Annotated in this window: 24 protein-coding genes and 1 tRNA gene; 13 read left to right on the plus strand and 12 right to left on the minus strand. The window is 65.6% G+C overall.

Going from position 1 to position 23,627, the window contains the following annotated elements; genetic code table 11:
• The first annotated feature begins 11 nt into the window (after positions 1-11).
• The gene (locus CLG96_RS02385; RefSeq protein WP_341476934.1) at positions 12-1,799 is read left to right on the plus strand and encodes a putative bifunctional diguanylate cyclase/phosphodiesterase; all 1,788 of its coding nucleotides are present in this window, start codon (positions 12-14) and stop codon (positions 1,797-1,799) included.
• Here CLG96_RS02385 and CLG96_RS02390 read toward each other — a convergent pair.
• From CLG96_RS02390 to CLG96_RS02400, 3 genes are read right to left on the minus strand one after another with little or no spacing between them, the layout of a single operon-like run.
• Positions 1,775-2,986, minus strand: a complete 1,212-nt coding sequence (locus CLG96_RS02390) for a CCA tRNA nucleotidyltransferase (protein ID WP_107966247.1) — start codon at positions 2,984-2,986, stop codon at positions 1,775-1,777. The genes CLG96_RS02385 and CLG96_RS02390 overlap by 25 nt on opposite strands.
• Complete coding sequence (locus CLG96_RS02395) at positions 2,983-3,582, minus strand: CoA pyrophosphatase (protein ID WP_107966248.1); 600 nt, start codon at positions 3,580-3,582, stop codon at positions 2,983-2,985. Before CLG96_RS02395 ends, CLG96_RS02390 begins: the two co-directional genes overlap by 4 nt.
• Positions 3,579-4,151: a DUF1285 domain-containing protein gene (locus CLG96_RS02400; protein WP_107966249.1), complete on the minus strand. Its 573-nt coding sequence runs from the start codon at positions 4,149-4,151 to the stop codon at positions 3,579-3,581. The genes CLG96_RS02395 and CLG96_RS02400 overlap by 4 nt, the downstream gene beginning before the upstream one ends.
• A gap of 214 nt (positions 4,152-4,365) precedes the next feature.
• On the opposite strand from CLG96_RS02400, the gene purC reads away from it, so the two are divergent.
• From purC to CLG96_RS02420, 4 genes are all read left to right on the plus strand, one after another.
• A complete protein-coding gene (gene purC / locus CLG96_RS02405) occupies positions 4,366-5,145 on the plus strand; it encodes a phosphoribosylaminoimidazolesuccinocarboxamide synthase (protein WP_107966250.1) in 780 nt (259 codons plus the stop codon).
• A gap of 103 nt (positions 5,146-5,248) precedes the next feature.
• Positions 5,249-5,479, plus strand: coding sequence for a phosphoribosylformylglycinamidine synthase subunit PurS (gene purS, locus CLG96_RS02410; RefSeq protein WP_107966251.1), 231 nt, complete (start codon positions 5,249-5,251; stop codon positions 5,477-5,479).
• Between the two features lie 4 nt (positions 5,480-5,483).
• Positions 5,484-6,149: a phosphoribosylformylglycinamidine synthase subunit PurQ gene (purQ, locus tag CLG96_RS02415; protein WP_107966252.1), complete on the plus strand. Its 666-nt coding sequence runs from the start codon at positions 5,484-5,486 to the stop codon at positions 6,147-6,149.
• Positions 6,146-6,559, plus strand: coding sequence for a GFA family protein (locus tag CLG96_RS02420; protein WP_243395569.1), 414 nt, complete (start codon positions 6,146-6,148; stop codon positions 6,557-6,559). Before purQ ends, CLG96_RS02420 begins: the two co-directional genes overlap by 4 nt.
• A 9-nt stretch (positions 6,560-6,568) precedes the next feature.
• Here CLG96_RS02420 and CLG96_RS02425 read toward each other — a convergent pair whose 3' ends face one another.
• A complete protein-coding gene (locus CLG96_RS02425; RefSeq protein WP_107966253.1) occupies positions 6,569-7,318 on the minus strand; it encodes a queuosine precursor transporter in 750 nt (249 codons plus the stop codon).
• Between the two features lie 58 nt (positions 7,319-7,376).
• Between CLG96_RS02425 and CLG96_RS02430 the strand changes: the two genes are divergently transcribed.
• A tRNA-Arg gene (locus tag CLG96_RS02430) sits at positions 7,377-7,453 on the plus strand.
• A 195-nt stretch (positions 7,454-7,648) separates the two neighbouring features.
• Here CLG96_RS02430 and CLG96_RS02435 read toward each other — a convergent pair.
• A complete protein-coding gene (locus tag CLG96_RS02435; RefSeq protein WP_107966787.1) occupies positions 7,649-8,545 on the minus strand; it encodes a LysR family transcriptional regulator in 897 nt (298 codons plus the stop codon).
• Positions 8,546-8,694: 149 nt separating this feature from the next.
• On the opposite strand from CLG96_RS02435, the gene CLG96_RS02440 reads away from it, so the two are divergent.
• Positions 8,695-9,348: a hydrolase gene (locus CLG96_RS02440; RefSeq protein WP_107966254.1), complete on the plus strand. Its 654-nt coding sequence runs from the start codon at positions 8,695-8,697 to the stop codon at positions 9,346-9,348.
• A gap of 237 nt (positions 9,349-9,585) precedes the next feature.
• On the opposite strand, the gene CLG96_RS02445 is transcribed toward CLG96_RS02440, so the two are convergent.
• On the minus strand, positions 9,586-10,353 hold the full coding sequence (locus tag CLG96_RS02445) for an SDR family NAD(P)-dependent oxidoreductase (protein WP_107966255.1): 768 nt from the start codon (positions 10,351-10,353) through the stop codon (positions 9,586-9,588).
• Positions 10,354-10,417: 64 nt separating this feature from the next.
• A complete protein-coding gene (locus tag CLG96_RS02450; protein ID WP_207796529.1) occupies positions 10,418-11,101 on the minus strand; it encodes an NADPH-dependent F420 reductase in 684 nt (227 codons plus the stop codon).
• Between the two features lie 83 nt (positions 11,102-11,184).
• Here CLG96_RS02450 and CLG96_RS02455 point away from each other — a divergent pair, with 83 nt between their 5' ends.
• Positions 11,185-12,111 (plus strand): LysR family transcriptional regulator, encoded by a 927-nt coding sequence (locus CLG96_RS02455; RefSeq protein WP_207796530.1) that lies wholly within the window; start codon positions 11,185-11,187, stop codon positions 12,109-12,111.
• Between the two features lie 1,149 nt (positions 12,112-13,260).
• On the opposite strand, the gene CLG96_RS02460 is transcribed toward CLG96_RS02455, so the two are convergent.
• Positions 13,261-13,902 (minus strand): flavin reductase family protein, encoded by a 642-nt coding sequence (locus CLG96_RS02460; RefSeq protein WP_243395570.1) that lies wholly within the window; start codon positions 13,900-13,902, stop codon positions 13,261-13,263.
• A 184-nt stretch (positions 13,903-14,086) separates the two neighbouring features.
• On the opposite strand from CLG96_RS02460, the gene CLG96_RS02465 reads away from it, so the two are divergent.
• Positions 14,087-14,938, plus strand: a complete 852-nt coding sequence (locus CLG96_RS02465) for a LysR family transcriptional regulator (protein WP_107966258.1) — start codon at positions 14,087-14,089, stop codon at positions 14,936-14,938.
• 116 nt (positions 14,939-15,054) lie between these two features.
• A complete protein-coding gene (locus CLG96_RS02470) occupies positions 15,055-16,023 on the plus strand; it encodes an MBL fold metallo-hydrolase (RefSeq protein WP_107966259.1) in 969 nt (322 codons plus the stop codon).
• Positions 16,024-16,167: 144 nt separating this feature from the next.
• Here CLG96_RS02470 and CLG96_RS02475 read toward each other — a convergent pair whose 3' ends face one another.
• The gene (locus CLG96_RS02475; protein ID WP_107966260.1) at positions 16,168-17,568 is read right to left on the minus strand and encodes a nicotinate phosphoribosyltransferase; all 1,401 of its coding nucleotides are present in this window, start codon (positions 17,566-17,568) and stop codon (positions 16,168-16,170) included.
• 63 nt (positions 17,569-17,631) lie between these two features.
• On the minus strand, positions 17,632-18,666 hold the full coding sequence (locus CLG96_RS02480; RefSeq protein WP_207796531.1) for a bifunctional nicotinamide-nucleotide adenylyltransferase/Nudix hydroxylase: 1,035 nt from the start codon (positions 18,664-18,666) through the stop codon (positions 17,632-17,634).
• 290 nt (positions 18,667-18,956) lie between these two features.
• Here CLG96_RS02480 and CLG96_RS02485 point away from each other — a divergent pair, with 290 nt between their 5' ends.
• From CLG96_RS02485 to CLG96_RS02495, 3 genes are all read left to right on the plus strand, one after another.
• Positions 18,957-19,847 (plus strand): alpha/beta fold hydrolase, encoded by an 891-nt coding sequence (locus CLG96_RS02485; RefSeq protein ID WP_107966261.1) that lies wholly within the window; start codon positions 18,957-18,959, stop codon positions 19,845-19,847.
• A gap of 88 nt (positions 19,848-19,935) precedes the next feature.
• Positions 19,936-20,658 carry an SDR family NAD(P)-dependent oxidoreductase gene (locus tag CLG96_RS02490; RefSeq protein ID WP_107966262.1) on the plus strand — a complete coding sequence of 241 codons (723 nt, stop codon included), beginning with the start codon at positions 19,936-19,938 and terminating at the stop codon, positions 20,656-20,658.
• Between the two features lie 12 nt (positions 20,659-20,670).
• Positions 20,671-20,901 carry a tautomerase family protein gene (locus CLG96_RS02495; RefSeq protein WP_107966263.1) on the plus strand — a complete coding sequence of 77 codons (231 nt, stop codon included), beginning with the start codon at positions 20,671-20,673 and terminating at the stop codon, positions 20,899-20,901.
• Positions 20,902-20,940: 39 nt separating this feature from the next.
• Here the strand turns inward: CLG96_RS02495 and CLG96_RS02500 are convergent, their stop codons facing one another.
• Together CLG96_RS02500 and CLG96_RS02505 are read right to left on the minus strand one after the other, a co-directional pair.
• A complete protein-coding gene (locus CLG96_RS02500; protein ID WP_107966264.1) occupies positions 20,941-21,858 on the minus strand; it encodes a LysR family transcriptional regulator in 918 nt (305 codons plus the stop codon).
• A gap of 169 nt (positions 21,859-22,027) precedes the next feature.
• Positions 22,028-23,596: a putative porin gene (locus CLG96_RS02505; protein ID WP_107966265.1), complete on the minus strand. Its 1,569-nt coding sequence runs from the start codon at positions 23,594-23,596 to the stop codon at positions 22,028-22,030.
• Positions 23,597-23,627: the final 31 nt, after the last annotated feature.

Consider the following 23,627-nt stretch of genomic DNA (forward strand, 5'->3'; position numbering starts at 1 on the left):
AATCTTAACCCTTGTCCGATAAACTGCCTGCCATGCAGCTCGTCAAAAGCGAAGGTGTCGGTATCGGGCCCAGGGATACCGTTGGCGACGAGCACGCCCCGCCTGCCGCTCCCCCGGAGGAGCTCGACATGCTCGCCAGCGAGGAAGGGCTCCCGCCGGAGGTGCTGCGCTATCGCCAGGATTATCTGGAGGCACTGCCGATCGCCGCGGCGGTGATCGGGCTCCAGGACGGCAAACCCGGCATCATCGCCGCCAATGACAAGCTAAACCTGGTGGCAGGCCCCGATCTGCCGCGCCGCTACATGGCGCAGATGAGCGGCAGGCTGCGCGCCTTCCTACTCTCCGACGAGGAGCATCTCGAATATCAGTGGCAGGAGCCGGGCATCGGCAACCGCCATTTCACCGTGCGTTTCTCGCGGCTGTCCCCGGCGGTCAATCATGCGCGCCGCTGCCTTCTCTCGCTGGTCGACCGCACCGCGCAGGTGGAGACGGAACGCTCGCTGCGCGCCGAGATGCTGCACGACAGCCTTACCGGCCTGCCCAATCGCCTTGCCTTCAACGAGGCGGTGGAGGCCGCGATCGAGGCGGACGCGGGCGGACAGGACAGCTTCGCCGTGCTCGTCGTCGATCTTACCCGCTTCAGCCGCATCAACGAATGCATGGGATCGATGGCGGGCGACGAGTTGATCATCACGGTCGCGCGCCGGCTGATGGCAACCTTGCGCGCGGGCGACGTGCTGGCGCGGCTCGGCGGCGACGAATTCGGCATATTGCTGCGGCTGGCGGACGGGCCTGGGGACGCGCTCCAGGCCGCGCGCCGCATCGCATCCACCTTCGCCACCCCGATCCGCCTGTCCGAGCTCGAAATCTGCGTCGATTGCGCGGTGGGCTGCGCGCTGATGAACGGCCGCGCCGCCCAGGCGGGGGACATCATCCGCAACGCCCAGTTCGCGATGAAGCGCGCCAAGCAATCGGGCCGGGTGGAGGTCTATCAGCCGGGCGAGGTCAGTGCCGCGCGCCGCCGCTTCAGCCTGGAGACCGAGCTGCGCCGCGCGATCGACCGGGACGAGCTCAGCCTCGCCTTCCAGCCGTTGATCAATCTCGAAACCAATAGCGTCTCCGGATTCGAGGCGCTCGCCCGCTGGATCCATCCCGATCATGGCCCGATCCCGCCGAGCGAGTTCATCCCCGTCGCGGAGGAATCGGGGCTGATCGTGCCGCTCGGTCGCTGGGCGCTCGATGCCACCGCGCGCACGCTCGCCGAATGGGACAGGCGGACGGGCCGCGTGCTGCCGGTATATGCCGGCGTCAACGTCTCCGCCGTCCAGCTCCAGCGCGACGATGTCGCGGCCGGCGTCGCCGGCGCCCTCGGCGCGAACGGGCTGGATGGCAGCCGACTGACGCTGGAGCTTACCGAAAGCGCGATCATCAGCGATCCGGACCGGGCGGGCCGCGTGCTGACGGCGCTCAAGATGCTCGATGCGCGCATCGCGATGGATGATTTCGGCACGGGCTATTCCAACCTCGCCTATCTCCAGAAGCTGCCGATCGACATCCTCAAGATCGATCGCAGCTTCGTGACGGGCATGCTCGCAGATCGGGACTCGATCGCGATCGTCCGCGCGGTGCTGAGCCTCGCCGACGCGCTCGGCATGAAGACCACCGCCGAAGGCATAGAGACGGTCGAGCTCGCCCGGACGCTGGCGGCGCTGGGCTGCTCGACCGGCCAGGGCTATTATTTCGCGAAGCCTCTCTCGGCCGACGACGCGCTCGACTATCTGCTCGCGCGCGCCGCCTGATCCACTTCCTCGGCCAAGATCGCGGCCAGCCGCGCCTCGCCCGGAAAATCCTCCTCCACCCAGCGCCGCTCGATCGCGCGCAAGGTCGCGGCCACCACCGGGCCAGCCTTCAGTCCCCGGCGGATCAAATCTCCCCCGCCCAAGGGCAGCCGGGGCGGCGCCCAGCCTTCGAGCGCGGCGAGGCCCGAGGCCGCGCTGTCCCGATCGGGCGCGCGCAGCAGCAACCGGTCGGTCGCCCCCTCGCTGCCGATGCGATAGGCCAGCCGGCGCGGCTCGATCGGGGCAGCATCGTCCGCCGCGAGCGCCAGGCGCTTGCGATTCGCGTTGGAAAGCTTGAGCCGCGCGGCGACATTCTCCGCCACCGCCGGATCGGCCGGCAGCAGCGCCGCCAGCCGGCGGAGCGGATCGGGCCGAGCCATGATCTGCTCGCGCGCGACCAGCTCGGCCAGCCGCGCCACGCCCGCCGCATCGATCTCCGGCAGCACCGGGGCGAATATGCCATGCTCCACCATCAGCGCGACGGTGGGCGTCGGGTCCGCCACCGCCAGCAGCTTGATAAGTTCGTCGGCGATGCGCTCGCGCGACAGCGCCATCAGGTCGTTCGCCCGCGCCGCGCAGGCGGCGAGCCCGGCGGCATCCGGGGCGCCCTGGCCGAAGCGCGCATGGAAGCGGAAGAAGCGCAGGATGCGCAGATGGTCCTCCGCAATGCGGCGCTCAGCATCGCCGATGAAGCGGACCAGCCCCGCCTCCAAATCGCCCAGCCCGCCGAAATAATCATGGATCTCGCCGGTCAGCGGATCGGCCGAAAGCGCGTTGATCGTGAAATCGCGCCGCGCCGCATCCTCGCGCCAGTCCTCGGTGAAGGCGACGGTCGCGCGCCGCCCATCGGTGGAGACATCGCGGCGCAGCGTCGTCACCTCGACGGGTCCTTCGGGCAGCACCGCCGTCACCGTACCATGCGCGATGCCGGTCGGCACGGCCTTGAAGCCCGCCGCCCTGATCCGCTCGCGCACCTCATCGGGCATGAGCGCGGTGGCGCAGTCGATATCGGCCACGGGCAGGCCGAGCAGCGTGTCGCGCACCGCGCCGCCGACGAAGCGGACCAGCCCGTCGCCGGCGCCAAGCGTGCGCACCAAAGCATCCAGCCCGGCGCGCGCGCGCCAGGATGCATCAGGCAGCCGGCTCATGCGACGGGCAGCAGCCGATGGGCCAGATTGGCGATCATCGCCGCGGTGACGCCCCAGATGCGGCGTTCCTTCCACATGATCTCGAAATAGCGTCGCTCCCTGCCCTGCCATATGGCGGTGCGCTCGACCCGCATGGCCGGATCGAGCAGATAATCGAGCGGCACCTCGAAGATCGCCGCCACCTCGCTCTCCTGCGGCAGCAGCGGCAGGTCCGGCGGCACCACCCCCACCACCGGCGTAATGTCATATCCCGTGCCCGTCCGGTAGCGGTCGGCGATGCCGGCCACCTCGACCAGCGCGGGCGGCAGGCCGATCTCCTCCTCCGCCTCGCGCAGCGCCGCCGCCACCGGCCCCGCATCCGCTGGATCGAGCCGCCCGCCGGGAAAGGCCACCTGCCCCGCATGGCGCCTGAGATTGGCGTTGCGCAGGGTCAGCAGCACGCCCGGCGCCGGCCGATCGGTGATGGGCATCAGCACGGCGGCGGGCACATGCGGCATGCCCGGCTCGACCAGATTGTCGAAATCCCCCGGAAAGGGCGCCGGCCCGCGCGCGGCGCCCGCATCCAGGGCGGCGCGCAGCCGCCCGGCGAGCGTCATCGCGCCGGCTCCAGCGGGAAGAACATGCCCCCGCTCCAAAGCCCCGCCGGCGTGCTACCCTCGGCGATGGCGAGATTGGCGAGCTCATAATAAACCGGCCGGGCGATCAGCGCGTCCAGCCCGCGGCGCACCGCCAGATAGGGATAGGCCCCGTCCTCGCGCCGCTCGAATCGCAGCGGATGATCCGGCCCGGCCAGGACGAGATCGCCCGTATTGAGCCGGAAGGCGAGCCGCCGCGCCGCGCCCTCGCCCTCGCTCCGGAGCTCGACCGCGACGAAGGGCGCGTCCTCCACCTGGATGCCGAGCTTCTCCACCGGCGTCACCAGCACGAAGGAACCGTCCGGCTCGCGCCTGAGGATCGTCGAGAAAAGCCGCACCATCGCCGGCCGGCCGATCGGCGCGCCTTCATGATACCAGGTGCCGTCGCGCGCGATCCGCATCGCGCTTTCGCCGCAATAGGCCGGATTCCAGCTTTCGACCGGCGGTAGTTTCTGTTCCTCGGCGAGCTTGGCGATCTCGGCAAGGGACAGGCCAGCAAGATCGGGCGGCGGCGGCTTGGTTTCGGGCATGACCGAAATTAACCGATTATGCCGGGATGATGGAACGGCTTTCTGTCCTGGCCGGCCCACCGCCGCCGAGCACCGCCGGCATCCCTGTGAAGCTGCCCCATCGAATTGCGCGGGCTTCCCGTTTCCGCTATGGGGGCCACGTCCGCCTCGGCTGCGCGTCGCCCAAGACGCTGCGTCCGGGGCGCAATTTCTTTGAACCCCCCGGGGAGAGCCAATGTCCCGCCGCCGCCAGATCTACGAAGGCAAGGCCAAGATTCTCTATGAGGGCCCCGAGCCGGGCACGCTGATCCAATATTTCAAGGACGACGCGACCGCCTTCAACGCCCAGAAGAAAGGCACGATCAGCGGCAAGGGCGTGCTCAACAACCGCATTTCCGAGCATATCTTCACGCTGCTCAGCCATATCGGCGTGCCCACCCATTTCATCCGCCGGCTCAACATGCGCGAGCAGCTGATCCGGCAGGTGGAGATCGTGCCGATCGAGGTGGTGGTGCGCAACGTCGCCGCCGGCAGCCTCGTCAAGCGGCTGGGCATCGAGGAGGGCACGCAGCTCCCCCGCACGATCATCGAATATTATTATAAGGACGATGCGCTCGGCGATCCGATGGTGGCGGACGAGCATATCGCCTGCTTCGGCTGGGCCAGCCAGGAGGAGATGCACGACATCGCCGATATGGCGATCCGCGTGAATGATTTTCTGTGCGGCCTGTTCGCCGGCGTCGGCATCCGGCTGGTCGATTTCAAGCTCGAATTCGGCCGCATCTGGGACAATGACTATAGCCGCATCATCCTCGCCGACGAGATCAGCCCGGACGGCTGCCGCCTGTGGGACATGAGCTCGGGCGAGAAGCTGGACAAGGATCGCTTCCGCCAGGATCTGGGCGGCGAGGTCGAGGCCTATCAGGAAATCGCCCGCCGGCTGGGCCTGCTTCCCGAAGGCGCGGACACGACGGTGCTCGATCTCGAAAAGCATCGGAAGAACCGGGGAAAATAAGCGCCCAGCGGATGCCATCGCGGCATCGAAGGCGCATCTTCACCTTGCCCCTTGCCGCCCCCCGCGCCATAGGGGCGGCGACGGCATCGGACGAGGCAGTGCAATGAAGACCCGTATCTATGTGACGCTCAAGAACGGCGTCCTCGATCCGCAGGGCAAGGCGATCCACCATGCGCTGGACGGCCTGGGCTTTACCGGCGTGAACGACGTGCGCGCGGGCAAGCTGATCGAGCTCGACCTTGCCGACGGCACCAGCGATGCCGATATTGACGCCATGTGCCGCAAGCTGCTGGCCAACACCGTCATCGAAAACTACCGGATCGAACGGGTCTGACCCCATGAAGAGCGCCGTCATCGTCTTCCCCGGATCGAATTGCGATCGCGACCTTGCCGTCGCGATCCGCGAGATCACCGGCTCCACCCCGCAAATGCTGTGGCATCGCGAGACGACGCTCCCCGACGGTATCGACCTGATCGCCATCCCCGGCGGTTTTTCCTATGGCGACTATCTGCGCTCCGGCGCGATGGCGGCGCGCTCGCCCATCATGCAGGCGGTGGTGGAAGCCGCCGATCGCGGCGTTCCCGTGCTCGGCATCTGCAACGGCTTTCAGATCCTCACTGAATCGGGCCTGCTACCCGGCGCCTTGATGCGCAATGCCGGACTCGGCTTCGTCTGCCGCGACGTGGCGCTCTGCGTCGGCGAGGCGCGCTCGCCCTTCACCTCCGGCTATTCGGTCGGCGAGGCGATCCGGCTCCCCGTCGCGCATCATGACGGCAACTATACCGCCGATCCCGAAACGCTCGACCGGCTCGAGGGCGAAGGCCGGATCGCCTTCCGCTATGCCGAGGACGTCAATGGATCGGTTCGCAGCATCGCCGGCATCGTCAATGCGCGCGGCAATGTGTTGGGCATGATGCCGCATCCCGAGCGGCTGATCGAGCCTGCCCAAGGTGGCACGGACGGCCGCCGCCTGTTCGAAGGCCTGCTGGAAACGGTCGCGTGACGATCGGCGCGGGCTGCCTGTGCGGCGCGGTCCGCTTCGAGATTATGGCGGAACCTATCGCGGCGCGGAGCTGCTGGTGCCGCCTGTGCCAATATCTCGGCGCCGGCAGCGCGACGGTCAATGTCTGCTTCCCGACCGAGGCGGTGACGATCAGCGGCGAGATCCGCTATTTCCAAAGCGTCGCCGACAGCGGCAATGTCATGCAGCGCGGCTTCTGCCCGACCTGCGGCACGCCGCTCACCAGCGCCGCCGAAGCGCGGCCGCATCTGCTCTTCATCCGCGCCGGCGCGCTCGATGATCCCGGCCTGATCGGTCCGCAGGCGACGATCTGGGCCTCGCAGGCGCCCGACTGGGCCTGCATCGACGAGGCGCTGCCCAGCTATCCGGCGCAGATCCCGCCGGTCGCCTGATCTCTCGGCTCAGATCTTCGCGCGGAAGGGCGTGAAGTTCGTCCCTTCGTCGAATATGTCGATCCCCTCGCGCCGCTTGAGGAAGCCGACCGCGAGATAGGTGAAAGGCGTCAGCAGCACCTCCCAGGAAACCTTGAGCACGAACTGGCTCAGCATCACCATCAACATCGCCTCCACCGGCCAGCCTGGCGCGCCATAAAAGGCCAGCGGATAGAAGATCAGGCTGTCGACGCCCTGTCCGACGACGGTGCTGCCGATCGTCCGCGTCCAGAGATATTTGCCCTTGGTCCATATCTTCATCTTGGCGAGCACGAAGCTGTTGGCGAATTCGCCTGCCCAGAAGGCGCAGATGGACGCGAACACGATCCGCGGCACCTGGCCGAAGACGCTTTCATAGGCCGCCTGCCCCGGCCAGCCCTTGTCCGGCGGAAGGGCTACGACCACCCAGGACATGAACACCATGAACAGCATCGCGCCGAATCCGGCCCAGATGCAGCGCCGCGCCCGGGCATAGCCATAGACTTCGGTCAGCACGTCTCCCAGCACATAGGAGACAGGGAAGAAGAGGATGCCGGCGCCGAACGGCCAGGGGCCGAGCAGCGGCAGATCGACCACCGCGCGCTTGCCCGCGCCGATGACGTTGGAGAGCAGCAGGATGGTGACGAACGCCGCCATCACGAAATCGAAATAGCGCAGCGGCCGCGCGCCCAGTTGATCCGCCTCGACCGCGACCGGCCGGATTATTGTCTCTTGCCCCATGGAGGAGAGACTATCCGAGTTCCCGTCCGACGCAATCCACGCTATGCGCTTCGCCGACGCGCCCGTAGCTCAGTTGGATAGAGCACGAGCCTTCTAAGCTTGGGGTCGGGGGTTCGAATCCCTCCGGGCGCGCCAAATACCGCCGTCTGCCGCCGTTCTCTATCCTAGCGCCGCCCCGGCACGTCGGCGTAGTAGGCCGGGCGGGCAATGGCGGAATGGGAGTTTGAATCGTCCCACGCGGCGGCCGCTTCGCGCCGATCTGGCCTTTATTTCCTCCTCGTCGGGGCCGTCCGCTTCGTGGTCCAGACTATCGAAGTTGATGAGCCACGCTCACACAGGTGCATGCGGCGAAACTTGCGGAGCCTTGTCGAAGCACTCGACCAGCAGTTCGGTGAGAATTCGAACCTTACGCGCCGGATGCTGACCGGGCGGGCGGATGACATAGATGCCCGCAGGAGGCGGTGGATACCGGGTCATAACGGGCACAAGTGCACCGGAGGCCAGATGATCACCGGTGAGACCATCGGGCACCCAGGCGATTCCCAACCCTGCAATCGCGGCGGCGACGAGCGCCGTTCCATTGTCGGCCTTGAAGCGTCCCTGCGGACGAACAGTGATGGTCTTGTCGCCATCCACGAACAACCAGGCCTCGGTGCCCTGCATCAGGGCCTGATGCTCGATCAACTCCTCGGGAGTCTCGGGGGCCCCATGGGCTTCGATGTAGTCCGGGCTCGCGACGAGCTTGCCGTAGATCGGCCCGACACGCCTTGCGATCAGGTTTGAGTCCGCGAGATAACCAACCCGGATCGCACAGTCGTAACCCTCCGCGATCAGATCAACGAAGCGATCCGTGTAGCTGGTATGAATGTGGAGTTGCGGGTGACGACGCGCCATGTCAGCGAGAACGGAAGCGAAGTGGGTCGGGCCGAAGGAAAGAGGCGCAGCAACGCGCAAGCGGCCGCGAAGGTCACCCGTTGGTAGGATCGTCTCCTTAGCCGCATCGATCTCGGCGCAGACTCTGGCCGCATAGTCCCGGAAGGTGGCCCCGGCTTCCGTCAGAGCGGCGCCACGGGTGGTTCGCGCGAGAAGCTGAACTCCCAGGTCCTCTTCAAGTCGGGCGAGCCGCCGGCTGACGATCGACTTGGCGAGGCCGAGCCGGCGCGCAGCGGGCGAAACTCCGCCAGCATCGGCGACTTCCACGAACGTCCGCAGCTCTTCGATGTCCAATTCGGCGTTCCTCGTTGCGCGACACAGCGTGCCAGGAGCGAGCGCTACCGTACCAGGATGGGGAATGACAATGTCCACGCAGGCAAGTCGCGGTCGGCGCCTGCCTCTTGGCACACAGGTCTCACCCACAACGACATCAGAGGATCATCATGACCTTTCGTAACGGCCTTGCGTCGCTTCTTCGTCCCGAGGACTCGGTCCTCGTTCTGATCGACCACCAGCCCTATCAACTCGCCAACCTAAACAGCCACGAGCCGCAGATGGTGGTCAACAATGCGACGGCGCTGGCGAAGGCCGCCAAGGCTTTCGGCGTTCCCACCATCCTGACGAGCGTGATCGCCGAACGCGGCGGTCTGATCTTCCCGCAGATCACCGATGTGTTCCCCGATCAGGAGGTGATCGACCGGACGTTCATCAATACCTGGGAGGACCAGAAGGTGGTGGACGCCGTCAAGGCGACCGGTCGCAAGCAGCTGATCATCGCCGGCCTGTGGACCGAGATCTGCGTTGCGATGCCGGCAATCCAAGCGCTCGGCGAAGGCTGGGACGTGACGGTCATCACGGATGCGTCGGGCGCCGTGTCCGTCGAGGCGCACGAGGTCGCCATCCAGCGCATGATCGCGGCCGGCGCGAACATGATGACCTGGCTAGCGCTGGCGGGCGAATGGCAGCGCGACTGGGCCCGGATGGATACGGCGGCCGCGCTGGCGGAAGTGCTCCAGCAGCATGCTGCTGGCAGCGGCATCGCGTATCTATGGGAGCAGCAGTTGCTCAACACGCCGGTGCCGAGCGCCGCGGGCTGATTTGAGCGGGGATGACGAGGGCTTTGATCGACCGCTGCGGACATGCTGGTGGCTTATCGAGCCTTCGTCATCCCTCATCGACCACGGCTGCTTTGCACCTGCCGTTTGATTTCCAAACAAGCAAGATTGGTCCCAAATTGCCCCGCGCCTGCGCCCGTCACCGTGCGCTTGCAGGAGGAGCGACAGGAGCGATGTAAGACTCAAACAACTGAAATGCAGGGGCGCATCGCGACAGGATCAGAGCTTGTAGCCGCCGCTCGCCTCGATGACCTGCGCGGTCACCCAGCGGCCTTCGCCGGAGGCCAAAAACGCCACCACGGCGGCGACATCCAACGGCTCGCCGAAGCGACCCAGCGCAGTGTCGCCCTCGATCGCCGTGACCATCTCCGGGTTCTCGCGGACAGCGGCGTTCATGTCCGTGCGTATCCAGCCTGGCGCCACTGCGTTCACGGTGATCCCGCGCGGCCCCAGCTCCATGGCGAGCGCATGGGTCAGGTTGTTGATCGCCGCCTTCGCCATGGAATAGATCGGGACGGCCTGCAGCGGCCGCGTGGCGGCAGCCGACGAGACGTTGATGATGCGACCTTCATCGGAAAGACGAGTGAGCGCGGCTTGGACCATGAAGAAGGGCGCGCGGGCGTGGACTGCGAACATCGTATCCCAGGCTTCGGGCGTCGCGTCCGCAAGGCCGCCCCAGCCAGAATTGCCGGCGTTGTTAACCAGGATGTCGAGAGCCGCACCGCCGGTCCGTTCGGCGAGTTCACGGTCGAGTTGCTCGAACAACGCCGGGATCGCATCGGCATCGGCAAGATCGGCCTGCAGCGCGAAAGCGTTGCCCCCCTCTTGCTCAATGGCAGAGACGGTTTCAAGGGCGCCGGCTCGGCTCGCATTGTAGGTGAGCGCGACCGTCGCCCCTTCCTTCGCGAGGCGTTCGGCGATCGCGCGGCCGATGCCTCGCGAACTTCCGGTCACCAGCGCGGTCTTTCCGTTCAACGAATGCGACATGAGTATCTCCACGTTTGGGCATGAGCCCGTTAGATGGTCTGGCGGACGGGTCTGCGCGGCCCCTTCAGGCGGTCCGCTCGCGCACGATCGGGCTCGGATCGGCCTCGACCACGGTCAGTCCCAGACGGATCAGATCGGTATCCCCGCCATATTCATGGTCAGCGACGTGGTGCAGGAGCACGCCGAGCTGCTCGATTTGACGAGCGGCCCTGAGTGGATCGGCGTTGACGGGTCTGAAGCCGGCATCGCCGATCAGCCCACGCGCGACATGCCCGGCAGCCGCGTCGTCGGTCGCGTAGAAGATGCCCGGTGGCACCGGCGATGCGGACCACGCCGCCGCCTCAAGCACCGGCGGCGCCAGCGTGCTGAACGCCTTAACGATCCGGGCCCTCGGCAGACGCGCCTGAAGGTCCTCCGACGTCGAGCCGTCGCGCATGAAGTCCAGGTCGTGGAAGTGCTGGAAGTCGGCGGTGACGCCGAGCGGGTTCATCGTCTCGATCACGACCTTGCCGTCGAGCGCGTCGCCGACGATGTCCACGATCGCCTCCACCCGCGGCCAGTAGACGGAGAACAGGACGACCTCGCCGAACGTGGCGGCCTCGCGGATCGTGCCGAGCCGCGCCTTATCGCCGAGTTCCGCGAGAAGCGGCGCGAGCTTGCGGTCCTCGCCGTCCTTCGCGACGACGAGGTCGTGTCCCGCTGCGGCCCACGCTCTCGCCAAGCGATCGCCGATGTTGCCGGTGTTCAAGATTCCGATCCTCACCTGGACCTCCGATGCCGTGGCCGAGGCGTCGTCGCCTCAGAGGCTCAGAGATGGAGGATGCGATCTAATTGAGTAATCCGCTCGAACATGACAAACTGTTGTTGATGACGGCAACAATCGACTTGGCCGAGATGCGGACCTTCGTCGCGGTGGTGACCGAGGGCTCCTTCACCGCCGCCGCCCAGCGGCTCGACACCGACAAGGCGCGGATCAGCCGGGTGGTGCGGCGCATGGAGGAGGAGCTCGGCGCGCAGCTTCTGAACCGCTCGACCCGTCGTCTCAGCGTCACGGAGGTCGGGCGCGACTATTTCGAGCGTGCGGTGTGCATCCTCTCCGCCGCTGACGCGGCCGCGGCGGCGGTCGCGCAGCAGACCCAAAAGCCCAAAGGCCGCCTCAAGGTCACGGCCGGCGCCGAGTTCGGCACCACGCGCGTCGACGGCTGGATCGCCGAGTTCCTCAGAACCTCGCCGGCCGTGACGGTGGAGACGGAATACACGAACCGCGTAGTCGATATCATCCATGAGGGAGTCGACGTCGCGATCCGCATCGGCGACCTAGCGAATTCCGAACTCTCGGCCCGCAAGCTCGGCGAGGTGCGCTATGGCCTTTATGCGTCTCCCGACTATCTGCGCCGTGCCGCACCCCTGCGCGAGATTGCGGACCTGACACACCACGACCTCATCATGCACACGCCGCGCGGACGCCCGAGCTGGACGCTGGTCAATGGATCACGCACCGAGAGGATCGACCAGCTCCCGCGTTGCTCGCTCAACAACACGATCGCCGCCAGGAACATGGCGCTCGCTGACCTTGGGATAGTTCAGCTCCCTCAATATATGGCCGCCTCACACTTGGAGGACGGCACCCTCGAGCGTGTCCTCCTCGATTGGGCGCGCAAGCCGGTCCCGGTCCACGCCGTCTTTGCGTCGAGCCGCTACATGGATCCCAAGGTCCGCGGGTTCGTCGATCTGGCGGTCGCACTTTTCCCGAACTAGCGTGGTCCCGATCAAACACGGCGCTAAGCTCGTCGGATCAAGTGTCCTGACCACAGATTCCGGCGGAAGCGACTTTCGCCGCCGGCCCGCTAAGGGGCAGCCTTTGCCCTTCATAGGACCAGCGGCACCGCATTGCGGCGCAGGTCGGTAGCCGGCGCCAAGCAGCGGCTCTATAGTAGTACGAAAGGCGAAATATATTCGTTATGTTTATCCGGCGCGGGGCGCCACGGTTTTTGACCAATCCACAGACAGGCCCAAATAGCCCCAGCGATCACCAAATAAGCACTGGAGACAATGAAGCCTGCGGTTGCCGCTAAGATGGCTCGCCACAACACCCAGCCAGCCTCAACCATATTCCCGGCCATTGGCTTCGGGATGCTCCAAGATGGGCGAGATCGCACTCCCGCCTGCGCCTTAGATCAGAGGACGCTGCCGGCTTCGGCGATCAGGCTGAATGGCATAGATTGAGGCTGCGACTGAAATAAGCCGCATAGAGGCGCACAGCTCTCTCCGTACCTCTACCCGAACTTGATCGACGCGCTCTACGGGCCACCCTAGGGCAAGTTGCGAATCGCGCCCTGACCCACCGGCTCTTCCCTACGGCGGCGCCCTGCCCGCCCGATCGTTACACATCCGCGCCGACCCTCTTCCGGCGCACTCCATCGAGAGATCAACTGCCCCGCCACCCGGCGGGGCTTTTATGCCGGCCCAGCTCATGCCGCCCCCGGAACCATCTCCCCACCCGGTCGTTACACCCCTGCCCGCCACACCCGGGCTTCCTAAATCAGGTCCATAATGCCCCGCCCTCACCGGCGGGGCCTTTTCCCACTCACAGCCATCCCATGTGGCAGACTCATGCGCGGTCCGTCCGGATTTGGCGGGCTTCGCGCAAGATGCGATCAACGGAAGTCGGCATTGGGGCTAGCTGCACAGCCTCCGCTCGCGATCGAACTTGCCCCAGCGCAGGGCATAGCCGCCCTGGACCATCATGCAGTCGAGTTCGACATGCTGTAGCTGGTCCCGTCGCCTGCACGGATTTTACCCTCCACGCCGCTGCTGCTCGCGCCGTTGCTTCGCGGCCGGGTCGGCCTCCGCAATGATTTCTCGATAACGCACCATCTATCACTGGCCTCGCAGCGGACGCATCGCTCAAGCGCCGGGTCGGACCATGCGGAATCGCTGTCCTTCCTCGATGGCGAAATAGTCCGCCGGTCCTCCGCCCCGCAAAATGGGCTGCGCGGCGACCGTGTCATAGACGCCGTCGCCAAGCAGCGCCTTGTCGATATGCACGACCACCACTTCACCCAGCACCAGCCATGTATCGACATCGCCGCCCTGCGCATCCTTCAGCCGGACGATCTGGGTCAGGCGGCACTCGAACGAGACCGGGCTCTCGAGCACCCGCGGCGGCGCGATGCGCCGCGAAGGCGCCGGCGTGACTCCCGCCAGCATGAATTCGTCGACATCCGGCGGAACCGGAGCGCAGCTGGCGTTCATCGCCTCCGCGAGCGGCCGTGTCGCGAGATTCCAGGCGAATTCACCCATCGCCTCGATATTGCGCACGCTGTCCTTCCAGCCGATGCTCGCAAAGCCGATGATCGGTGGCCGGTAATTGAAAGCGTTGAAGAAGCTGTAGGGCGCGAGATTGGGCACGCCCTCCGGGCTTTGCGACGAGATCCAGCCGATCGGACGCGGGCCGATGATCGCGTTGAGCGGGTCATGCCGAAGCCCATGACCGATCCGGGGTTCATAGATGTGGAAATCGGCCATGGGCAGTCCTTCATATTCCATGATGGTGAGCCATGATGGCGGGATCGTCGGGACGGCTCAATGCTGCGCCGATATTTGGCCACCGCCGCCATGGCGAAGACGATATCGCGGCCGAGGCCCGAGGCCGCCGAGGCGGCGCGTTCGGGCGGTTGCACGCCAACTGACGATCCTGCACCCTTCGTTCATTTCTGTTCGGGGGCTTGAGATGGAGTGGGGCGACATACGCATTTTCCTGGCGGTCGTGCGCTCGGGCACGCTCGGCGCCGCCGCGCGGGCGCTGAAGCTCAGCCACCCGACCATCGGGCGCCGCCTGCGCGCGCTCGAGGCGGATACCGGGCAAACGCTGTTCCAGCGGACGAGCGAAGGCTTCGTCCTGACCGACGAAGGCAAGGCAATCCTGGCGCTGGCCGAACAGATGGAGGAAAGCGCGCTTGCCATGGAAAGGCGGCTGGCGGGCGAGGGCGAGCAGCTTGACGGGATGCTCCGCATTTCCTCGGCCGACTGGTTCGGCGCCTATGTCCTGCCGCCGATATTGGCCGAATTCACCCGCAGCCATCCGAATGTCTCGGTCGAACTGGTCACCGGCGCGCGGCTTTTCAACCTGTCGCGCCGCGAGGCCGATCTTGTCTTTCGCATCGTGCCGTTCGACGAGCCGGACATTGTGCAGCGCCGGCTGATGACGCTGGATTATGCCCTTTATGCCGGCCAGTCGGTGCCCGATCCGGTCGCGGGCGACGGAACGGGATCGGCGATCATCACCATGGACACGGCGCTCAGCGGCTTTCCAGACGTCGCCTGGCTCCAGCGCCTCCTGCCCAACGCCCGCACCGCGCTCCGCAGCAACAATCGGAGCGTGCAGGCACGGATGTGCGCGCTCGGCATCGGACTGGCCGTATTGCCATGCGCCATCGGCGACAATGTGGCCGGGCTGCGCCGCGTCGACCTTGGCGAGCCACCGCCGCGACGCGACATGTGGCTCGGCTATCATCGCGACCTGCGCCGCCTGAGGAGGCTGCGCGCGATGCTCGACGTCGCGCTTCGCGTCCTGGCCGATTGAAAGCCGGCCACCCATTGCATCGAACATTTTTGAACAGCTATCGTCCGCCATTGTCGGTTTTCAGGGACGCGGCGTGCGGAGATGATGTCGGCATCAATCATATCTGGAGACCCGACATGCGACCGCGCCTTTCCCTGCCCGCTCTTGCCGCCGCCATGATCGCGACCGGCACTGTCGCCTTGCCCATTCAGGCTTCGGCGACGACCGAGCCGTCGAGCCAGACGGCCTCCCCTGGCGTCTATCGCATGACGCTGGGCGCGTTCACGATCATCGCCCTGTCCGACGGCAGCTTCGATCTGCCCACCGACCAGCTGTTGATCGAGCCCAGGCCGGGCGAGGTGAAGGAACTGCTCGACCGTGCCGGCCTGCCCGCCGCCGTGCCGACCGCGATCAACGCCTTCCTGATCGACACCGGTACGAAGCGGATCTTGGTCGATGCGGGATCGGGCGCGCTGCTCGGGCCGAGCCTCGGCAAGCTGCTCGATAATCTGCGCGCCGCCGGATACCGGCCCGAGCAGATCGACGAGCTGTTGCTGACGCATCTCCATCCGGATCATGTCGGCGGGCTCGCTGACGGCGGCCGCATGACCTTTCCCAATGCCGTCATCCGCGTCGATCGCAGCGAGGCCGGCTTCTGGCTCGACAAGGCGAATAGGTCCAGGGTCGACGATAGCGTCAAGGGCAGCTTCGACGCGGCCCTCACATCGCTCCAGCCTTATATCGCGGCCGGCCGTCTCAAGCAGTTCGAACCCGGCGAGAAGCTGGAACCGGGCATTATGGCTGTCGCCATGCCGGGGCATACCGCAGGCCACACCGTCTATCGCATCGAGAGCCGCGGGCAGACGATGATGATGTGGGGCGACATCGTGCATGTCGCCGCCGTCCAGTTCCCGGACCCCAGGATAACCATCCACTTTGACAGCGTGACCGGCGAAGCCGAGGCCGCCCGCGAAACCGCCTTTGGCGATGCGACGCGCAAAGGCTATTGGGTCGCGGCATCGCATATCGCCTTCCCCGGCATAGGCCATGTCGGAAGCGATGGGACGGGTTATATGTGGAAACCCGCCGACAGGAACGCCCGCTGACGGCTCGCCATCCATGGGCTGAGCGCCCATCATCTTCATACCGGGTGCGATATTAACAGGAAATGGCTGGTTTCAGCCATTTCCTGTTCCATTCACCATGACGAAGATGGGCACCAAGCGTCAGGCGCGTTGCACCGAATCCTTTCAGCAACCTCGCTCGGCTTCCGCCACGCGCTGACGGACTTGCGCGAGGGAGTCGTCGACGAGCAGATGACCGTCGCGCCAGACGGGCCGCAACTGGTTGATGCCGCCATCGAGCGGGGCGAAGCGCGCGCCATCGACCGGAACCGTGTGCCAATGCGCTCCTTGCCGGACAAGTCCCAACAGCCCGCGCTTGGAACGTTTCCGGCTGTCGGTCGCCGGATCCTTGTAGACGTCATGCCAGGCGCCCCCGATCTCGACCGCGCTTGCCTTATAGGCAAAGGCCTGCGTGTCGCGATCGAGCTTCTGCAGCAAGGCGCCGCCCATCCCGAAAGCGATGTTGGACGCGCAAAAGCCGTCGGCAGTGATCCGGTCGAGGATCGCGGCAATGCTGGCGGGATTGACGCCATCTCCCTGGATCACACGCACATGCCTGAGCACATGATAGCCCTTGCCATTGGTCTCGGTGCCGAAGCGTGCGGCGAGGAGCGCCATCGTCCGGGCTACGACGGTCACGGGATCGCCGCTGTCGGGCCGCACGACCAGCGTCGCGCCGCTGTCGATCACCTGCTGCCGGAGCTGCTCGCCCCAGATATGATCGACGGCGGCGTAAAGATCATAGCTGTCGGAAACGACGGCGAAGATGCCGCCCGGCTTGCCGAACCGGCCGATCATGTTCGCATAGGCCTCGACCTCGCGCGCGCGGCCCCAGCTCGTGATCGTGCTATGTTCGGCCGCCGGGATGCTGAAACCCGCCATCGGCTCGTTATAGAAGCGGCGCCCCGCGACAATTGCGGACAGCGTATCGGTCCCCTTGAAATTCACCAGATGCGCAAGTCCCCCGAGCGCCGCGCTCTCCTCGCTGGAAACGCCGCGCGCGCCGAAATCATGCAGCTTGAAGGGCAATTGCGCTTCGGGATCGTCGGCGGTCCTGACCAGCGCCTCGCGGATGATCTGCCGCACATGCCAGCTGATCGTGGCGACCGTGATCGGATACCAGATGCGCAGCAGCGCGGTTTCGACATAGCTTGGCAGCCAGGCGAAATCGGGATCCGTGTTGACGACGGTCATCATGACATTGTGCGTCGGCACGACGGTGCCTTCGGGCAGCGCGCGGATCTCGATCGGCAGCCGGCCCTGGTGCCTGCGCAGCAGCAGGTCCCAGCCATGCGCGTTGAACGGCACGCCATGATCACGCAGCAATTCCCGCGCCTCGTCGATATCGCGGCGCGTCACGGGCCGGTCGAACGCCTGCTTCAATATCGCCTGCAGGCCGAAGAACAGCGTCCTGTCATAAACGCCCCCGCGGCTTTCCAGATAGGCGAACAGGCGGGTCGTTTCCGGCGGATATTGGACGAAATGGCTGGTCTTGTAGCTGTCGGTATTGAGGATCGGGTTGATCATGACGGAAGCTCCTTCACGTCTTGGAAAGCCCTCGGGGTCTCTCCCCTGGGGCGGGTTTCAGGATCAGGCGGCGCCCAGAAAATGTTCGAGGATGAAGAAATGATCTTCGAACAGTTGGCTGCGCATCCGCCGCGCTTCGGCAACGGGCACCCAGCGTGCCCGCGCCGCATCGTCACCGCCACGGACGGGCGGCAATTCGCCCGTCGGGAAGTCGAAATGGAATGCGTGCGTGATCGTGCGGCCGCGCAGCGACCGATCGGGATGATCGAACACGGCCTCGCCGCGGATGCTGCCTTTCAGGACCGGGACGGGAAGCTTGAGCCGCGTCTCCTCGCGAAGCTCGCGAATGGCGGCATCGCGCACGCCCTCGTCCTGCCGCACGAAGCCGCCGGGCAGCGCCCATAGCCCCCTGCCCGGCTGCGCCTTGCGCCTGACCAGCAGGACATGGCCCGAATGGAGGACGACCGCATCGGCGGTGACGAAGGTCGGCGGGTAAGGCGCGCTTTTCCAGGCGGCCCGATACTGTTCGACATGCCGGAATTCCTCGAGCAGCTGCGCATAGGCTTCGGTCGAGCGGAAGGCCCGGATCATGGCGAACACAGGTGCGGGCACATTGGCCTCCAGCAGCCGCAACGCGCCTTCATCCTCGGAAAAGAGATGGCGGCGCAATTCGGTGGCGGAGAGCATCGGCACCGCCTCGGCGTCGATCAGCGCCCATTGCGGGAAGGCGCGCAGATAATAGCTGCTGGCGTCCTTCAGATGGCCGACGAGAGCGATCGAGGAATCGGCCTTGCCGTCCTGCCCGATCGCGCGCGCAACCTGCGCCTGCACCGCGGCGATCCAGGCATTCTCATTATACAAATGATCCTCGAGCGGGAGGATGATGATGCGGTCGGCGAGCGGTCCGGCAACCGCGCGGATCATCACTTCGCGTTCGGCGAAGCTCCAGGGATTCCTGGCCGTGCGGGGCGCGTCGGCCGAACCGACGAGGACAATGATTTTGGATGCTTCCCGCGAGGCGCGGGCGAGAAGGGACAGGTGCCCCGTATGAAAGGGCTCGAACCGTCCGATACAGACGGCATAATCGTAACGCATCATGAGGCTCCCTCATGCTATGTCCGCCCGGTCTCCCCGGACGGCAACGCGATCCGCGTTGCGATCCCTTCCCTAAGCCGAACGGGCGAAGCTGGCAATCGGATTGCGAGCACCGAGAGTCAGATCAATCATGGCGTGGGCATAGTGTCGGCGCGGCACTTCGTGCGATATTTGCAATACTGACTTGCGAGTTGGAATAATTCTGCTGAATTGAGCAATAGCGTAGATCCTCCTCCACGGATGCCGAAGCATCCAGCCGCCAATGTCGGCGGCTTCATCCGAGGAGAATATCCATGGCTACGGACATGATCGACAGGCTTCCCGTAACGCGCCACCGCACCGCTCAGGTGAATGGGCTCGACATCTTCTATCGCGAAGCAGGTCCGGCCGGCGCGCCGGTCGTCGTGCTGCTGCACGGCTTTCCGACATCGTCGCATATGTACCGGAATCTCATTCCGGCGCTCGCCGATCGCTATCATGTGATCGCGCCCGACCTGCCCGGTTTCGGCCTTTCCTCAATGCCCTCGCGCGAGAGCTTCACCTATAGCTTCGCCATGTTTGCCGATATGGTTGACGCGCTGCTCCAGCAGCTCGGGATCGCGGCCTATGCACTCTATGTCATGGACTATGGCGCCCCGACCGGCTTTCGTCTGGCGCTCAAGCATCCGGAACGCGTGACCGCGCTCATCGTGCAGAACGGCAATGCCTATGAAGAGGGGCTCTCGCCCTTCTGGGACCAGCTCAAGGCCTATTGGGCCGACGGCTCGGAGGAGAAGCGCGAGGCGCTGCGGCCGCTGATGTCGCTCGACGTGACCAAGTTCCAATATCTGGATGGCGTGAAGGATCCTTCCCGCATCGATCCTGCAAACTGGCTTCACGACCAGCATTTCCTGGATCGGCCGGGCAATGTCGAGATCCAGCTCGACCTCTTCTATGACTATCGCAACAATGTAGCGCTCTATCCCAGCTTCCAGCGCTTCTTCCGCGACTATAAGCCGCCGATGCTGATCACCTGGGGCGCCAATGACAGCATCTTTCCGGCCGAAGGCGCAAAGGCCTTCCTGCGCGACAATCCGGAAGCCGAGCTGCATCTTCTCGACAGCGGCCACTTCGCCTTCGAGGACAAGGCCGACGAGATCGTCCCGCTGATCCGCGACTTCCTGGCCCGCACGCTGCCGGCCTGAATCTCCTCATATCGAAAAACCGGAACGCCTCCCGGCGCGGTGTCGGGCGGCGCCCTCCCGCACAATCGTTGAACAAGGAAATCGAACCATGACCAACATGAAAACCGTCATCATCACGGGTGCATCGCAAGGCATCGGCGCCGGGCTCGTTGCCGCCTATCGCGCCAAGGGCTGGCGCGTCGTCGCCAATTCCCGCAGCATCAGGACGGATGCTTTCGGCGATGATCCCGGCATCGCCATAGTCGAAGGCGATGTAGGCGACACCATCACGGCAGCGCGGCTCGTCGATACGGCCGTCGCACGGTTCGGCAGGGTCGACAGCCTCGTCAACAATGCCGGCATCTTCATCGCCAAGCCCTTCACCGATTATTCCGAAGCGGATTTCGCGGCGAAGATCGGCGTGAACCTGGCGGGCTTCTTCCATGTCACCCAGGCGGCGATCGCCCGGATGCTCGCGCAGGGCGAAGGCGGCCATGTGGTGAGCATCACCACCAGCCTCGTCAACCAGCCGATCAACGGCGTCCCCTCGGTGCTCGCCTCGCTCACCAAGGGCGGCATCGACGCGGCGACCCGCAGCCTGGCGATCGAATATGCCGGAAACGGCATCCGCGCCAACGCCGTTTCGCCCGGCATCATCCAGACGCCGATGCATGCGCCCGAGACGCATGCGACGCTCGCCGGGCTGCATCCGATCGGCCGCATGGGGACGATCGACGAGATCGTCGAGGCGGTCCTCTATCTGGAAGATGCCGGCTTCGTCACCGGCGAAACGCTCCACGTCGACGGCGGCCAGCACGCCGGCCGTTGGTAAGGGGGGACATCCATGCCGTACATCAACGTCAAATTCACCAAGGGCAGCGCCACCCGCGAGCAGAAGGCCAGGATCATCGAGGGCATGACCAATGTCCTGCGCGACGTGATCGACAAGGCGCCCGAGGCGACCTTCGTCGTGATCGACGAGGTCGCGCATGAGGATTGGGGCACGGGCGGCCTGCCGGTCCTCGAATATTGGAAGAAAACCGGCAAGACCGCCTCGGCAAGCGGCAAGGGTTGAACGCTCCTGGAGCCGGCGACGCATGTCGCCGGCTCCCTCTCAATCGAGGCAAAGGCGCAGGCGCCGCGCGAATTCGGCTCGAAGCAGCGGCACGGCATGATCGACAAAAGCGCGCACCTTGGGGACCGAAAGCCGTCCCTCCGGCATCACGAGATGGACGGGAAGCGGCAGCGGTTCGTCCTTGGTCAGCAGGATGCGCAACTGCCGCATATGGACCGCATCCGCCACCTGATAGGAAAAGGCCCGGGTGATGCCCCGGCCTTCGAGCGCCGAGCCGAGGGCCGCCTCGACCGTGTTGACGATCAGGCGAGGCTCGATCGTCACATTGCGCGTCGTCCCTCCAGCCGCCGAGAAGATCCACCCCTCATTCCCGAACGACGTCATCTGGATACAGCGATGGTGCACGAGATCGCTTGGCGTTTCGACGGGCGCCGCGGCATCGAGATAGGCGGGGGCCGCCACCAGCAGCTTGCGCACTTCGCCGATACGGACGGCGATCAGGCTTGAATCGGGCAGATGCCCGATCCTGAGCGCCACATCGATCCCCTCATCGATCAGATTGACGCTGCGATCCAGCAACAGCAGACGCGCCTTCACGGCCGGTTGCTGGTCCAGAAAGGCGTCAAGGATCGGACGCATGATCTGGCTACCGCTCACCAGCGGCGCGGTGATCGCCAACAAGCCGCGCGGCGCCGCGCGCTCTCCGGCCGCCATCAGGTCCGCCTCTTCCAGATCGGTCAGCACCCGCCGACAGGCTGCTGCATAGCGTTCGCCCGCCTCGCTCAGCCGGATCGATCGTGTGGTGCGGTGGAGCAACGGGACGCCGACATGCGCCTCAAGCGCGCTGATCGCACGCGTAACCGCCGTGGGCGAACGGCCGAGCTTGCGTCCGGCGGCAGCCAGGCTGCCCTCGTCCAGGGCTGCGACGAACACACGCATCGCATCGATACGGTCCACGACCCACCCCAATAGCCGCAAGAATGATGGCGGTTTGTCCAGCAAACCGCCGATTTCCGCAATGCCAGGATTGGGGGGAATTCAGATGAATTTTGGCCCTATCACAGATGTCGGCCCCGGGCGTCCCGATACGGGAATCCTGATGGTTGCAATAGCCAGTGCACGCCCATCAGAACCGCGTCAGCAGTGCCATGCGGAGCATATGCACGCGCTGCGCCTGATCGCCGAGGCTTTTGGTGTCGTAGGCGAGGGCCTCCAGCCAGGTATTGTCGCTGACGCCGTAGAGCAGGTCGAGATAGCCGCCCTGCACATTGGTGCCGCCCAGCCCGAAGTCGCCCTCGGTGAAGGCGTCGAGCAGCGAGTCCGATTCCAGCCGCCGCCATGTCAGCGCCACCTGCCAGTCACCGTTGCGCACCACCCTGGCCGAGCCGACGCGAATCTCCGCGGAATAGGCCATGTCGCCGGTGGGATCGCCGGTCAGCAGGGTCAGGCGCCCCAGTTCGGAGGCCGAATGGCCGAAGTTGCGCGCCACCTCGCCGGTGAAGGTCACGGCCAATCCTTGGATGGCGGCATAGCTGAGCGCGCCGGTGACGTCGCCGATGTGGAAGCGCGAGGCGAGGCCGGGCACGATGCGCCCGGGGGCAGGCTGCACGTCGAACAGCGAATTGCCCTTCACCACCAGCCCCGGCCGGCTTGCTTCATCGCCCAGGCGGCCGCTGATGTGGCGATAATGATAATAAGCGCCGGCAATCTTCAACGAGAGATCGCCGGCAAGCGGGGTGTCGATGCCGAGCTGGCCGGCATAGAGCCAGCGGTCGGGTGACTTCAGCAGATCCTGCAGCGCGAAGATGCCAGCGGCGCCGAAGATGCTTGTGCCGCCACCGCCGATCCGCTTTTCGCCGACCAGCGCTACGCCTTCCGGGTTGACGTCCTGATCCCAGAACATGTCGGTGGAGTAGAAGGGGTTGGCCATGCGGCCGCCCTGGAAGGCGAGCGCGTCGTTGAACCTGTAGCGCATATAGGCACGGTCGACGACGACATCGTCCTTGTTGAAATAGTCGCCGAGCGTCTCGTTGGTGGAGGTGGGCTCAGTCTCATTACCCACGACGAGGCGGAAGAAGGCGGAGACGCGCGGCGAGGCGGCGGCGGTGAAGCCGAGGCGCGCGCGGTAGCGCAGGCGCGTGCGGTCCTGTGTCGCATTGAGAAAATTGCTGATCGGCGCTGTCGTGCCGCCATTGGCGATGATGGTGGCGAAGTCCGGAATATTCGGGCTGTTATGTTTTGCAAAATATTCGCCCTGCCAGCGGATACGGAAGTCGCCATCGATCCGGACGCGATCGGGCAGCGCACCCCTTGCCGCCGGCACGCGCGCCGCGGCGGCATCGGCGGCGCGGGAGGCCGCCGGGGCAAGCCGGCCGAGCGAGGGATCCGGCGGCGCCGCGCCGCCGCCGGCCTGCCGGGGGAGGGCGACCGGATCGGCTGCGGCGAACGTGACGGGCATGGCGGGAGAAGGCGACGTTGTCGCCGGAGCAGGCGTCGTGGCGGCCGCCGTCCGCCGTTCACGGGCATAGCGCTCCCGCATCGCATCGGCCTTGGCGGGCGTGATCACGCCTTCGGCCACCATCAGGCGGATCACCGTCTCTACCGCCTCGTCGAAGGGAGGCGTGGAATCGGCGGCGAAGGCCGGCGCCTGGACGAACGCCGTCGCCAGCGCCAACCCGAGGGCCGGCAGCTTCATGCTTCCTCTCCTTATTATATGCTATCGTTAT

The organism is Sphingomonas oleivorans, from assembly GCF_003050615.1.
GTDB classification, from domain to species: Bacteria; Pseudomonadota; Alphaproteobacteria; order Sphingomonadales; family Sphingomonadaceae; genus Sphingomonas_H; species Sphingomonas_H oleivorans.